Below are 11,288 nucleotides of genomic sequence, written 5' to 3' on the forward strand. Positions count from 1 at the left end.
TGGTGTTACCAGCTGGACTTGGTCAGACCAGGCACGTCACCACGCATAGCGGCTTCACGCAGCTTGTTGCGGCTCAGGCCGAACTTGTTGTAGTAGCCGTGCGGACGGCCAGTGATACGGCAGCGGTTACGCTGACGGACCGGGCTGGCATCACGCGGCAGCTGCTGCAGCTTCAGCTGTGCGTCGAAGCGCTCTTCTTCAGAAGCGTTGACGTCATTGATGATGGCCTTCAGTGCGTCGCGCTTGGCGGCGTACTTAGCGACCAGCTTGGTGCGCTTGAGCTCGCGCTCAACCATGCTTTTCTTTGCCATGATCCACCCTTATTTCTTGAACGGGAAGTTCAGCGCGCCCAGCAACGCACGACCTTCATCATCGGTGTTGGCGCTAGTGGTGATGGTGATGTCCAGGCCACGAATCCGGTCGATCTTATCATACTCGATCTCCGGGAAGATGATCTGCTCACGCACACCCATGGAGTAGTTTCCACGGCCATCGAAGGACTTCGGGTTCAGACCGCGGAAGTCACGGACGCGCGGGATAGCCACGTTCACGAGACGGTCCAGGAAGTCCCACATGCGATCACTGCGCAGGGTCACCTTGACACCGATCGGCCATCCTTCACGGACCTTGAAGCCAGCGATGGACTTGCGTGCCTTGGTGACGACGGGCTTCTGACCAGAAAGCATCTGGAGATCGGCAAACGCGTTGTCGATCAGCTTCTTGTCAGCGGTGGCTTCACCGATACCCATGTTCAGGGTCACCTTGGTGATGCGGGGAATCTGCATCACATTGGCGTAGCCGAACTGCTCTTTGAGCTGGGCGGCCACTTCGTTCTGATAACGTTCTTTCAAGTTCGCCATGTTGTACCCGACTCGCGTTAGGCGTCGATCAGCTTCTGAGTCGACTTAAAGATGCGTACCTTAGTACCGTCTTCCTGTACCTGGATTCCGACACGATCCGCCTTGCCGGTCTCCTGGTTGAAGATGGCCACGTTGGACGCGTGAATCGGAGCCTCGCGCTCGACGATACCCCCCTGGGTGCCCAGCATCGGGTTGGGCTTGGTGTGACGCTTGATCATGTTCACACCGGACACGAGCAGACGCTCACCTTTCAGCACCTTGCTGATGGTACCGCGCTTGCCCTTGTCCTTCCCGGCGATGACGATGACTTCATCGTCACGTTTGATCTTTTGCATATCCGCTTCCGCTCCTTACAGCACTTCGGGCGCCAGGGAAATGATCTTCATGAACTTCTCACTGCGAAGTTCACGGGTAACCGGGCCGAAGATACGGGTACCGATCGGCTGTTCGTTGGTGTTGTTCAACAGAACGGCCGCATTACCGTCGAAGCGGATCACGGAGCCGTCGTTACGACGGACACCGGCTTTGGTACGAACGACCACTGCCTTCATGACCTGGCCTTTCTTGACCTTGCCACGCGGGATAGCTTCTTTGACGGTGACCTTGATGATGTCTCCAACACGAGCGTAACGGCGGTGTGAACCACCCAGCACCTTGATGCATTGCACCCGGCGCGCGCCACTGTTGTCGGCGACATCCAGCATTGTCTGAGTCTGAATCATCGGTTTTCTCCAAACCTAATCTGACTGCCTGGTGGGAACTGGCCTAGGGATCAACCCTTGGCCTGTTCAACCACCTCGACCAGGGTCCAGGCTTTCTTCTTGGACAGCGGACGAGTCTCGGCGATAGAGACGGTGTCACCGATCCGAGCCTGATTCGCCTCATCATGGGCGTGCAGCTTGGTGGAGCGTCTCAGGTACTTGCCATAGATCGGGTGACGCTCACGGCGCTCGACCATGACAACGATGGATTTTTCCATCTTGTCACTCACCACCTTGCCGGTGAGTGTGCGTGCTTTAGTTTCTTCGGCCATTTTACTCACCTGACTTCTGGTTGAGCACAGTCTTAACCTGAGCAATTTGGCGACGAGTCTGCTTGAGCAGGTGAACCTGGCTCAGCTGGCCTGTTGCCTTCTGCATGCGCAGATTGAATTGCTCACGCAGCAGTTCGAACAACTGCTCCTGGAGCGCCTCGACTGACTTTTCACGGAGTTCTTGGGCTTTCATCACATCACCGTCCGCTTAACAAAGGTGGTGGAGATCGGCATCTTCATAGCGGCCAGGCTAAATGCTTCACGGGCCAACTCTTCGGATACACCTTCGATCTCGTAGAGGACCTTGCCGGGCTGAATCTGAGCGACCCAGTACTCGACAGAACCCTTACCTTTACCCATACGAACTTCCAACGGCTTGTTGGAGATCGGCTTGTCTGGGAAGACACGGATCCAGATCTTGCCGCCACGCTTGACGTGGCGAGTGATGGCACGACGGCCAGCTTCGATCTGACGAGCGGTGATACGACCACGGCCGGTGGCTTTCAGGCCAAACTCACCAAAGCTTACCTTGCTTCCGCGATGCGCCAGGCCACGGTTGCGACCTTTCTGCATCTTGCGGAATTTCATACGCTTGGGCTGTAACATCGATTACCCCCTTACTTGCCTTTCTTCTTGGGTGCGGACGCGGGCTGCTTCGCCTTGGCTCGCACCTCTTCGATGCCACCGAGGATCTCGCCTTTGAAGATCCAGACCTTGACACCAATGATGCCGTAGGTGGTGTGAGCTTCGAAGGTGGAGTAATCAATGTCAGCACGCAGGGTGTGAAGCGGAACACGGCCTTCGCGGTACCATTCGGTACGGGCGATTTCGGCACCGCCAAGACGACCAGAGAGCTGAATCTTGATGCCCTTGGCGCCCAGACGCATTGCGTTCTGCACAGCACGCTTCATCGCACGACGGAACATGACACGACGCTCGAGCTGACCTGCCACATTGGCAGCAACCAGCTTGGCATCGAGTTCCGGCTTGCGAATCTCCTCGATGTTGATGTGGACGGGAACGCCCATCATCTCGGAAACTTCACGACGAAGACGATCGACATCTTCACCTTTCTTACCGATCACGATACCCGGACGGGCGGTGTGAATGGTAATACGGGCGTTGTTTGCCGGACGCTCGATGCTGATGCGGCTCACGGAAGCGCTTTTCAGACGCTCTTCCAGGAATCCACGCACCTGCAGATCGTTGTTCAGTTTGTCGGCATAGGTAGCGCCTTCGGCGTACCAGACAGAGGTATGATCCTTGACAATACCCAGTCGGAAACCTGTCGGATTAACTTTCTGACCCATTGGTCGTCTCCTACTTCTCGGCTACCTTGACGGTGATATGACAAGTGCGCTTCAAGATACGATCCGCACGGCCCTTGGCACGTGGCTGGATGCGCTTGAGCGTCATGCCCTCGTCGACACAGATAGTCGAGACGCGAAGCTCGTCAATGTCCATGCCGTTGTTTTCTTCCGCATTCGCGATCGCGGACTGCAGAACCTTGCGAACAATCTTCGCGGCCTTCTTCGGTGAGAAAGCGAGCAGATTCAGCGCCTCGGCGACCGGCTTACCGCGCACCTGGTCAGCCACCAAACGGGCCTTCTGGGCGGATAAACGAGCGCCGCGCAGCTTAGCAGCTACTTCCATCTCTTAAATCCTCTCTGGCTTACCGTTTGGCTTTTTTATCTGCAGCGTGCCCGCGGTATGTGCGGGTGGCAGCAAACTCGCCGAGCTTGTGACCGACCATTTCCTCAGAAACGAGAACCGGGACATGCTGGCGACCGTTATGGACGGCAATGGTGAGCCCGACCATGTTCGGCAGGATCATGGAACGACGCGACCAGGTCTTGATCGGTTTGCGGTCGTTCTTTTCCACTGCTGTCTCAACCTTCTTCAGCAGATGAAGGTCAATAAAAGGACCTTTCTTCAGTGAACGTGGCACAGCCGTTACCCCTCAATATCTGTTACTTGGCCTTGCGGCGACGGACGATAAGCTTATCGGTGCGCTTGTTCTTGCGAGTCTTGTGACCCTTGGTCGGGATGCCCCACGGGCTGACCGGGTGACGGCCACCAGAGGTACGACCTTCACCACCACCATGCGGGTGATCGACCGGGTTCATCGCGACACCGCGAACAGTCGGGCGCACGCCTCTCCAACGCTTAGCACCGGCCTTGCCCAGTTGACGGAGGCTGTGCTCGGAGTTGCCCACTTCGCCGAGAGTTGCACGGCATTCGGACAGCACCTTACGCATCTCGCCAGAGCGCAGACGCAGCGTGGTGTAGTTACCGTCACGTGCCACGACCTGGGCACTGGTACCTGCACTACGAGCGATCTGGGCGCCCTTGCCCGGCTTCAGCTCTACACAGTGAACGGTGGAGCCCACCGGGACATTGCGCAGCGGCAGAGCATTGCCTTTCTTGATCGGTGCGTTAACACCAGACTCGAGACGGTCGCCAGCAGAGACGCCTTTCGGCGCAATGATGTAGCGACGTTCGCCGTCAAGGTACTTCACCAGCGCGATGTTCGCGCTGCGGTTCGGATCGTATTCCAGACGCTCGACGATGGCCGGAATGCCATCCTTGTTGCGCTTGAAATCGACCAGACGGTAATGGTGACGATGACCACCGCCGATGTGGCGAGTAGTGATGCGACCATTATTGTTACGACCACCGGACTTTGACTGCTTTTCAAGCAGCGGAGCGTACGCGCGACCTTTGAAAAGCTCGTCATTGACGACCTTTACCAGGTGGCGGCGACCGGCGGAGGTAGGTTTTGTCTTAACAATTGCCATGTTCCGTACTCCTGCCTTACTCGGCGCCAGAGAAGTCTTCGATGGTCTCGCCGGCGGCCAGCGTTACATAGGCCTTGCGATAACCAGCGCGACGACCAACACCGCGAGCGGTGCGCTTGGTCTTGCCTTTCATGTTCAGAACCTGAACACGATCGACTTTCTTACCAAACAGCGCTTCGACGGCTTTCTTGATTTCGGGCTTTGTCGCGTCGCTGGCAACCTTGAACACGTACTGGTTGTTCTCGGCAGCGACCGCGGCCTTCTCGGTCATGTGAGGACCAAGCAGGACCTTGAATACGCGTTCCTGATTCATCCCAGGTTCTCCTCGAACTTGCGCAGGGCAGCGACAGTCATCAGCACCTTGTCGTAACCGACGAGGCTGACCGGGTCAGCGCCAGCGACATTGACGACGTCAACATGCGGGATGTTGCGCGCGGCCAGGTACAGGTTGACGTCCTGCTCTTCAGTGACGATCAGCGCTTTCTCAAGGCCCAGCTCCTGGAGCTTGGCGATCAGCAGCTTGGTCTTCGGAGCTTCGACGCTGATAGCGTCGACCGCGACCAGGCGATCCTGACGGACCAGCTCGGACAGGATGGAACGCATGGCAGCGCGATACATCTTGCGGTTGACCTTGTGCGAGTGGTCCTGAGGACGCGCTGCAAAGGTCACACCGCCAGAACGCCACAGCGGGGAACGGATGGTACCGGCACGTGCACGACCAGTACCTTTCTGACGCCACGGCTTCTTGCCACCGCCGGACACGTCAGAACGGGTCTTCTGAGCCACGGTACCTTGACGTGCACCAGCCAGATAGGCGGTGACGACCTGGTGAACCAGAGCCTCGTTGAAGTCTTTGCCAAAGGTGGCATCGGAGACGTCTACTGCGCCACCTGCACCTGCAAGATTAAGATTCATCGGTTAATTCCCCTCAGCGAGCTTTCACAGCGGAACGCACGATCACTTCGCCGCCCGGAGCACCTGGAACGGCACCCTTGACCAGCAGAAGATTGCGTTCAGCGTCGACGCGGACCACTTCCAGGCTCTGGACGGTGGAACGGACGTTGCCCATCTGGCCAGCCATCTTCTTACCTTTGAAGACGCGGCCCGGGGTCTGACAGTTACCGATGGAACCCGGCGCGCGGTGCGACAGTGAGTTACCGTGGGTAGCGTCTTGGGTGCGGAAGTTCCAGCGCTTAACTGCGCCCTGGAAGCCTTTACCCTTGGAGGTGCCGGTCACGTCAATCTTTTGACCAGCTTCAAAGAGGGATACGGTGAGTTCGCCGCCCACTGCAGGAGCTTCGTCGCCTTCGTTCAGGCGGAATTCCATCAGGGTACGGCCAGCCTCAACACCCGCCTTGGCATACTGACCAGCAGTTGCCTTGGTGAGGTGCTTGGCTTTACGAGAGCCAGTTGTCACCTGAACAGCATTGTAGCCATCAGTCTCGAGAGACTTGATAGTCACGATGCGGTTCGGCTCAACTTCAATCACGGTAACCGGCACAGAAGCGCCAGCTTCGGTGAAGACACGGGTCATCCCGGCCTTCTTACCGACTAAACCGATAGACATGTTCAGTCTCCTTTAGTGTACGGGGCTGTCACCCGCTATGGCTGCCCTTTCCAGAGCATTCCACTAGCACATTGTATGACGCCATCCCGGCGTGGCGGCTGCTGCTCTATCAGTGAGAGCGCTGGGCCGCAGTGACTAGTGAGGTATCAGTCAACCTTGATCTGGACGTCCACACCGGCAGCCAGGTCAAGCTTCATCAGCGCGTCGACAGTCTTCTCTGTCGGCTCGACGATATCGAGAACGCGCTTGTGGGTACGAATCTCATACTGGTCACGCGCGTCCTTGTTGACGTGCGGAGAGACCAGGATGGTGTAACGCTCGCGACGGGTCGGCAGCGGGATCGGGCCACGAACCTGAGCACCGGTGCGCTTTGCAGTTTCAACGATCTCTGCAGAGGACTGGTCGATCAGACGGTGGTCGAATGCTTTCAACCGGATGCGAATCTTCTGGTTTTGCATTGCCCAAAACTCCAATGGATGTCGACGGCGTAGGCCGTCACCCACGCATTCAAAGGATGCGCATTATAGGCAGACTGACATCAGGTGTCAAACATGCGAGAAAAGGGGGCCCATCAGGGCCCCCTTCTGTGTCAGGTAAGGAGTACCTTACTCGACGATTTTGGCCACGACGCCAGCGCCGACGGTACGACCGCCTTCACGGATAGCGAAACGCAGACCTTCTTCCATGGCGATCGGAGCGATCAGAGACACGACCATCTGGACGTTGTCGCCCGGCATGACCATCTCGACGCCTTCCGGCAGCTCACAGGTACCAGTAATGTCAGTGGTACGGAAGTAGAACTGCGGACGATAGCCTTTGAAGAACGGAGTATGACGACCGCCTTCTTCCTTGGACAGGACGTAGACTTCGGATTCGAACTTGGTGTGCGGCTTGATGGAGCCCGGCTTGGCCAGAACCTGGCCACGCTCGACGTCATCACGCTTGGTGCCGCGCAGCAGGGCGCCGACGTTCTCACCAGCACGACCTTCGTCCAGCAGCTTGCGGAACATCTCGACACCGGTAACGGTAGTCTTGGTAGTGTCACGCACGCCGACGATCTCGACCTCTTCGCCAGTCTTGACCAGACCACGTTCGACACGGCCAGTGACGACAGTACCGCGGCCAGAGATGGAGAAGACGTCCTCGATCGGCATCAGGAACGGCTGGTCGATAGCACGCTCCGGCTCCGGGATGTACGCATCCAGGGCCTTGATCAGGTTGGCAACGGCGGTAGTACCCATGCCGTTGTCGTCCTTGCCTTCCAGAGCCATCAGGGCGGAACCGATGACGATCGGAGTATCGTCGCCCGGGAAGTCGTACTCGCTCAGGAGTTCACGAACTTCCATCTCGACCAGCTCGAGCAGTTCTTCGTCATCGACCATGTCAGCCTTGTTCAGGAAGACAACGATGAACGGAACGCCGACCTGACGGGACAGCAGGATGTGCTCGCGAGTCTGCGGCATGGGGCCGTCAGCAGCGGAACAGACCAGGATAGCGCCGTCCATCTGGGCAGCACCGGTGATCATGTTCTTGACGTAGTCGGCGTGACCCGGGCAGTCGACGTGCGCGTAGTGACGCACTTCGGACTGGTATTCCACGTGAGCAGTGGAGATGGTGATACCACGCTCACGCTCTTCCGGGGCATTGTCGATGGAGTCAAACGCACGCGCGTCACCACCGAAGACTTCTGCAGAGACGCGAGTCAGAGCCGCAGTCAGAGTGGTCTTGCCGTGATCGACGTGACCAATGGTGCCGACGTTGACGTGCGGCTTCGAACGCTCAAATTTTTCCTTAGCCACTGCTATAACCTCTTTCGTTAGCTAATCGGTTACTTCTGATTGATGACGGCTTCGACGATGCTGTTCGGTGCTTCGTCGTATTTCGCAAACTCCATGGAGTAGCTTGCGCGGCCCTGGGTCTGTGAGCGCAGGTCGGTCGCATAACCGAACATCTCACCCAGCGGCACCAGTGCATTGATGATCTTGCCAGTGGAAGAATCATCCATGCCCTGAACGAGGCCACGACGACGGTTCAGGTCGCCCATGACGTCACCCATGAAATCTTCAGGCGTGACGACTTCGACTTTCATGAGCGGCTCAAGCAGCACCGCACCCGCTTTCGGGGCACCGGCCTTGATCGCCATGGAAGAGGCGACCTTGAACGCAGTCTCGTTGGAGTCGACGTCGTGGTAGGAACCATCGAACAGCGTGACCTTGACGTCGATCATCGGATAACCGGCGATGACACCATTCTTGAGCTGCTCAGCGGCGCCCTTCTCGACGGCCGGCACGTATTCCTTCGGAACCGCACCACCGACGATCTCGGACTCGAACTTGAAGGTCATTTCTTCGTCGTCGCCCTTGTCCTCTGCAGTGAGAGGCTCAATGCGAAGCCAGACGTGACCGAACTGACCACGACCGCCGGACTGACGAACGAACTTGCCTTCCTGCTCGACCTTGGTACGGATGGTCTCACGGTAAGCCACCTGCGGCTTGCCGATGTTCGCCTCGACATTAAACTCGCGACGCATGCGGTCGACGAGGATGTCCAGGTGAAGCTCACCCATACCGGAGATGATGGTCTGACCGGACTCTTCGTCGGTCTCGACGCGGAAGGACGGATCTTCCTGGGCCAGCTTGCCCAGTGCAACACCCATCTTTTCCTGGTCGGCCTTGGACTTCGGCTCGACGGCAACGGAGATGACCGGCTCAGGGAATTCCATGCGCTCAAGCACGATCTTGTGATCCGGGTCACACAGGGTGTCACCGGTGGTCACGTCTTTCAGACCGATACATGCGGCGATATCGCCAGCATAGACTTCCTTGATCTCCTCACGAGAGTTGGAGTGCATCTGGACGATACGACCGACACGCTCCTTCTTGCTCTTGACGGAGTTGAAGACGCCATCACCCGACTTCAGCACGCCTGAGTAGACGCGAATGAAGGTCAGGGTACCAACGAACGGATCGGTCGCGATCTTGAACGCCAGCGCCGCGAACGGAGCCTTGTCGTCAGCTTCGCGGGTCTCGATGGTACCGGCCTTGTCGTCAAGCTCACCCTCGATGGCCTTGACCTCAAGCGGAGACGGCATGTATTCGATGACCGCATCCAGAACCGCCTGGACACCCTTGTTCTTGAAGGCAGAACCACAGGTCACGAGGCAGATTTCGTTGGCCAGGGTACGCTGACGCAGCGCAGCCTTGACTTCTTCCTCGGACAGCTCGCCCTCTTCAAGGTACTTGTCCATCAGTTCTTCGGACGATTCAGCAGCAGACTCGAGCATGTGTTCACGCCACTCGGCAGCTGTCTCTTGCAGCTCGGCCGGAATGTCGATCAGCTCGTAGTTCATGCCGTGATTGTCTTCGTCCCAGACAATGGCCTTCATCTTGATCAGATCGATGACGCCCTTGAACTCGTCTTCCGCACCCCAGTTGATCTGGATCGGGACGGCGTTCGCGCCCAGGCGCTTGCGCACCTGATCGACGACCATGAAGAAGTCCGCGCCAGCGCGGTCCATCTTGTTGACGAAGATCATGCGCGGAACTTCGTAACGGTTGGCCTGACGCCAGACAGTCTCTGTCTGCGGCTGGACACCGGAAGAACCACACAGCACCACGACCGCGCCATCGAGAACACGCAGTGAACGCTCGACTTCAACAGTGAAGTCAACGTGCCCCGGAGTATCGATGATGTTGATACGGTGCTCGTCGAACTGCTTGTTCATGCCCTGCCAGAAGCAGGTGGTCGCCGCAGAGGTGATCGTGATGCCACGTTCCTGTTCCTGCTCCATCCAGTCCATGGTGGCAGCACCATCGTGGACTTCGCCGACCTTGTGAGACAGGCCGGTATAGAACAGGACGCGCTCGGTAGTGGTAGTCTTACCGGCGTCGACGTGGGCACAGATACCGATGTTGCGGTAACGCTTAAGTGGAGTCTTGCGTGCCACGGTGAGTATCCCCGTTGTTTAGAAGCGGTAGTGGGAGAAGGCCTTGTTGGCTTCTGCCATGCGGTGCACGTCTTCACGCTTCTTCACAGCAGAACCCTTGCCTTCAGCGGCATCCAGGATCTCGCCAGAGAGGCGCTGCACCATGGTCTTTTCGCCACGCTTGCGCGCAGCGTCCACCAGCCAACGCATGGCCAGTGCCTGACGACGGGAAGGACGAACTTCAACCGGCACCTGGTAGGTTGCACCACCAACACGACGGGACTTCACCTCGACCATCGGCTGGATGGCTTCCAGCGCCTTGTCGAAGAGGTCCAGCGGCTCGTCATTGGAGCGTTCGGCAACACGATCGAGAGCACCGTAAACGATGCGCTCAGCTGCAGACTTCTTGCCGCTGATCATCAGGTGGTTCATGAACTTGGCCAGGCGCTCGCTTCCGAACTTCGGATCCGGCAGAATTTCGCGCTTAGCTGCTACACGTCTTCTAGGCATGATAAGCCCTCAGTAGAAGGGTCCTTCAGGTAAACCCGGGACGCCTCGCGTTGGACGCGACGCCCGACCTTACTCTTATCAGACCGATATTAAACTTTGAATTACGCCTTCGGACGCTTGGCGCCGTACTTGGAACGGCCCTGCTTACGGTTCTGCACGCCAGAGGTATCCAGTGCACCACGAACGGTGTGGTAACGGACACCCGGCAAATCCTTCACACGACCGCCACGGATCAGAACAACAGAGTGCTCCTGAAGGTTGTGACCTTCACCGCCGATGTATGAAGTGACTTCGAAGCCGTTGGTCAGGCGAACACGGCAAACCTTACGGAGTGCGGAGTTCGGCTTCTTCGGGGTAGTAGTGTATACACGGGTACACACGCCACGCTTCTGCGGGCATGCCTGCAGCGCAGGGACGTCGCTCTTGGACGCCTGACGCTTGCGCGGCTTGCGCACGAGCTGGTTAACGGTTGCCATTTGCTTGCTCCAATGGGTTGTACTGCCTTCCAACAACAGGGCAGGATGCACCTGCCCTACTGTTAAAGGCTGCATATTCTAGGGCTTGAGCCACAAGGGCGTCAACCCCGCCGTCAGAG

19 protein-coding genes and 1 other annotated feature are annotated in these 11,288 nt (G+C 57.8%); all 19 genes read right to left on the minus strand.

What is annotated here, in order from left to right:
* Positions 1 to 5: 5 nt before the first annotated feature.
* On the minus strand, positions 6 to 311 hold the full coding sequence (rpsN, locus tag FLM52_16845; GenBank protein ID NVN57398.1) for a 30S ribosomal protein S14: 306 nt from the start codon (positions 309 to 311) through the stop codon (positions 6 to 8).
* Between the two features lie 9 nt (positions 312 to 320).
* On the minus strand, positions 321 to 860 hold the full coding sequence (gene rplE, locus FLM52_16850) for a 50S ribosomal protein L5 (GenBank protein NVN57399.1): 540 nt from the start codon (positions 858 to 860) through the stop codon (positions 321 to 323).
* Between the two features lie 17 nt (positions 861 to 877).
* Positions 878 to 1,195 carry a 50S ribosomal protein L24 gene (rplX, locus tag FLM52_16855; protein ID NVN57400.1) on the minus strand — a complete coding sequence of 106 codons (318 nt, stop codon included), beginning with the start codon at positions 1,193 to 1,195 and terminating at the stop codon, positions 878 to 880.
* Positions 1,196 to 1,210: 15 nt separating this feature from the next.
* Positions 1,211 to 1,582, minus strand: a complete 372-nt coding sequence (gene rplN, locus FLM52_16860; protein NVN57401.1) for a 50S ribosomal protein L14 — start codon at positions 1,580 to 1,582, stop codon at positions 1,211 to 1,213.
* Positions 1,583 to 1,632: 50 nt separating this feature from the next.
* Positions 1,633 to 1,893 carry a 30S ribosomal protein S17 gene (gene rpsQ / locus FLM52_16865; GenBank protein NVN57402.1) on the minus strand — a complete coding sequence of 87 codons (261 nt, stop codon included), beginning with the start codon at positions 1,891 to 1,893 and terminating at the stop codon, positions 1,633 to 1,635.
* 1 nt (position 1,894) lies between these two features.
* Positions 1,895 to 2,086 (minus strand): 50S ribosomal protein L29, encoded by a 192-nt coding sequence (gene rpmC / locus FLM52_16870; GenBank protein NVN57403.1) that lies wholly within the window; start codon positions 2,084 to 2,086, stop codon positions 1,895 to 1,897.
* Positions 2,086 to 2,499, minus strand: a complete 414-nt coding sequence (gene rplP, locus FLM52_16875; GenBank protein NVN57404.1) for a 50S ribosomal protein L16 — start codon at positions 2,497 to 2,499, stop codon at positions 2,086 to 2,088. Before rplP ends, rpmC begins: the two co-directional genes overlap by 1 nt.
* 11 nt (positions 2,500 to 2,510) lie before the next feature.
* Positions 2,511 to 3,203 (minus strand): 30S ribosomal protein S3, encoded by a 693-nt coding sequence (gene rpsC / locus FLM52_16880; protein ID NVN57405.1) that lies wholly within the window; start codon positions 3,201 to 3,203, stop codon positions 2,511 to 2,513.
* A 10-nt stretch (positions 3,204 to 3,213) separates the two neighbouring features.
* Positions 3,214 to 3,546: a 50S ribosomal protein L22 gene (locus FLM52_16885; protein ID NVN57406.1), complete on the minus strand. Its 333-nt coding sequence runs from the start codon at positions 3,544 to 3,546 to the stop codon at positions 3,214 to 3,216.
* Positions 3,547 to 3,565: 19 nt separating this feature from the next.
* Positions 3,566 to 3,841, minus strand: coding sequence for a 30S ribosomal protein S19 (gene rpsS / locus FLM52_16890; GenBank protein ID NVN57407.1), 276 nt, complete (start codon positions 3,839 to 3,841; stop codon positions 3,566 to 3,568).
* 22 nt (positions 3,842 to 3,863) lie between these two features.
* On the minus strand, positions 3,864 to 4,691 hold the full coding sequence (gene rplB, locus FLM52_16895) for a 50S ribosomal protein L2 (GenBank protein NVN57408.1): 828 nt from the start codon (positions 4,689 to 4,691) through the stop codon (positions 3,864 to 3,866).
* A gap of 16 nt (positions 4,692 to 4,707) precedes the next feature.
* Positions 4,708 to 5,004 carry a 50S ribosomal protein L23 gene (locus FLM52_16900; protein ID NVN57409.1) on the minus strand — a complete coding sequence of 99 codons (297 nt, stop codon included), beginning with the start codon at positions 5,002 to 5,004 and terminating at the stop codon, positions 4,708 to 4,710.
* On the minus strand, positions 5,001 to 5,606 hold the full coding sequence (rplD, locus tag FLM52_16905; protein NVN57410.1) for a 50S ribosomal protein L4: 606 nt from the start codon (positions 5,604 to 5,606) through the stop codon (positions 5,001 to 5,003). Before rplD ends, FLM52_16900 begins: the two co-directional genes overlap by 4 nt.
* Before the next feature lie 13 nt (positions 5,607 to 5,619).
* Positions 5,620 to 6,258 carry a 50S ribosomal protein L3 gene (gene rplC / locus FLM52_16910; protein ID NVN57411.1) on the minus strand — a complete coding sequence of 213 codons (639 nt, stop codon included), beginning with the start codon at positions 6,256 to 6,258 and terminating at the stop codon, positions 5,620 to 5,622.
* A gap of 4 nt (positions 6,259 to 6,262) precedes the next feature.
* Positions 6,263 to 6,331: a sequence feature (possible 23S ribosomal RNA but 16S or 23S rRNA prediction is too short), on the minus strand.
* Between the two features lie 73 nt (positions 6,332 to 6,404).
* Complete coding sequence (rpsJ, locus tag FLM52_16915; protein NVN57412.1) at positions 6,405 to 6,716, minus strand: 30S ribosomal protein S10; 312 nt, start codon at positions 6,714 to 6,716, stop codon at positions 6,405 to 6,407.
* A gap of 147 nt (positions 6,717 to 6,863) precedes the next feature.
* On the minus strand, positions 6,864 to 8,057 hold the full coding sequence (gene tuf, locus FLM52_16920) for an elongation factor Tu (GenBank protein ID NVN57413.1): 1,194 nt from the start codon (positions 8,055 to 8,057) through the stop codon (positions 6,864 to 6,866).
* Between the two features lie 29 nt (positions 8,058 to 8,086).
* Positions 8,087 to 10,204, minus strand: coding sequence for an elongation factor G (gene fusA / locus FLM52_16925; GenBank protein ID NVN57414.1), 2,118 nt, complete (start codon positions 10,202 to 10,204; stop codon positions 8,087 to 8,089).
* An 18-nt stretch (positions 10,205 to 10,222) separates the two neighbouring features.
* Complete coding sequence (rpsG, locus tag FLM52_16930) at positions 10,223 to 10,693, minus strand: 30S ribosomal protein S7 (protein ID NVN57415.1); 471 nt, start codon at positions 10,691 to 10,693, stop codon at positions 10,223 to 10,225.
* Positions 10,694 to 10,794: 101 nt separating this feature from the next.
* Positions 10,795 to 11,169 (minus strand): 30S ribosomal protein S12, encoded by a 375-nt coding sequence (rpsL, locus tag FLM52_16935; protein ID NVN57416.1) that lies wholly within the window; start codon positions 11,167 to 11,169, stop codon positions 10,795 to 10,797.
* Positions 11,170 to 11,288 lie beyond the last annotated feature (119 nt).

The organism is bacterium Scap17 (assembly GCA_013376735.1).
Taxonomy (GTDB): domain Bacteria; phylum Pseudomonadota; class Gammaproteobacteria; order Pseudomonadales; family Halomonadaceae; genus Cobetia.

Bases quoted from the DNA above. Each gene is read 5' to 3' on its own strand.
- FLM52_16900 (NVN57409.1), bottom strand. From the start codon at position 5,004: ATGAATCAGGAACGCGTATTCAAGGTCCTGCTTGGTCCTCACATGACC.
- FLM52_16885 (NVN57406.1), bottom strand. From the start codon at position 3,546: ATGGAAGTAGCTGCTAAGCTGCGCGGCGCTCGTTTATCCGCCCAGAAG.
- rplP (NVN57404.1), bottom strand. From the start codon at position 2,499: ATGTTACAGCCCAAGCGTATGAAATTCCGCAAGATGCAGAAAGGTCGC.
- rpsG (NVN57415.1), bottom strand. From the start codon at position 10,693: ATGCCTAGAAGACGTGTAGCAGCTAAGCGCGAAATTCTGCCGGATCCG.
- rpsJ (NVN57412.1), bottom strand. From the start codon at position 6,716: ATGCAAAACCAGAAGATTCGCATCCGGTTGAAAGCATTCGACCACCGT.
- rplN (NVN57401.1), bottom strand. From the start codon at position 1,582: ATGATTCAGACTCAGACAATGCTGGATGTCGCCGACAACAGTGGCGCG.
- rpsL (NVN57416.1), bottom strand. From the start codon at position 11,169: ATGGCAACCGTTAACCAGCTCGTGCGCAAGCCGCGCAAGCGTCAGGCG.
- rpmC (NVN57403.1), bottom strand. From the start codon at position 2,086: ATGAAAGCCCAAGAACTCCGTGAAAAGTCAGTCGAGGCGCTCCAGGAG.
- rplE (NVN57399.1), bottom strand. From the start codon at position 860: ATGGCGAACTTGAAAGAACGTTATCAGAACGAAGTGGCCGCCCAGCTC.
- rpsC (NVN57405.1), bottom strand. From the start codon at position 3,203: ATGGGTCAGAAAGTTAATCCGACAGGTTTCCGACTGGGTATTGTCAAG.
- rpsQ (NVN57402.1), bottom strand. From the start codon at position 1,893: ATGGCCGAAGAAACTAAAGCACGCACACTCACCGGCAAGGTGGTGAGT.
- rplC (NVN57411.1), bottom strand. From the start codon at position 6,258: ATGTCTATCGGTTTAGTCGGTAAGAAGGCCGGGATGACCCGTGTCTTC.
- rplX (NVN57400.1), bottom strand. From the start codon at position 1,195: ATGCAAAAGATCAAACGTGACGATGAAGTCATCGTCATCGCCGGGAAG.
- rpsN (NVN57398.1), bottom strand. From the start codon at position 311: ATGGCAAAGAAAAGCATGGTTGAGCGCGAGCTCAAGCGCACCAAGCTG.
- rplB (NVN57408.1), bottom strand. From the start codon at position 4,691: ATGGCAATTGTTAAGACAAAACCTACCTCCGCCGGTCGCCGCCACCTG.
- rplD (NVN57410.1), bottom strand. From the start codon at position 5,606: ATGAATCTTAATCTTGCAGGTGCAGGTGGCGCAGTAGACGTCTCCGAT.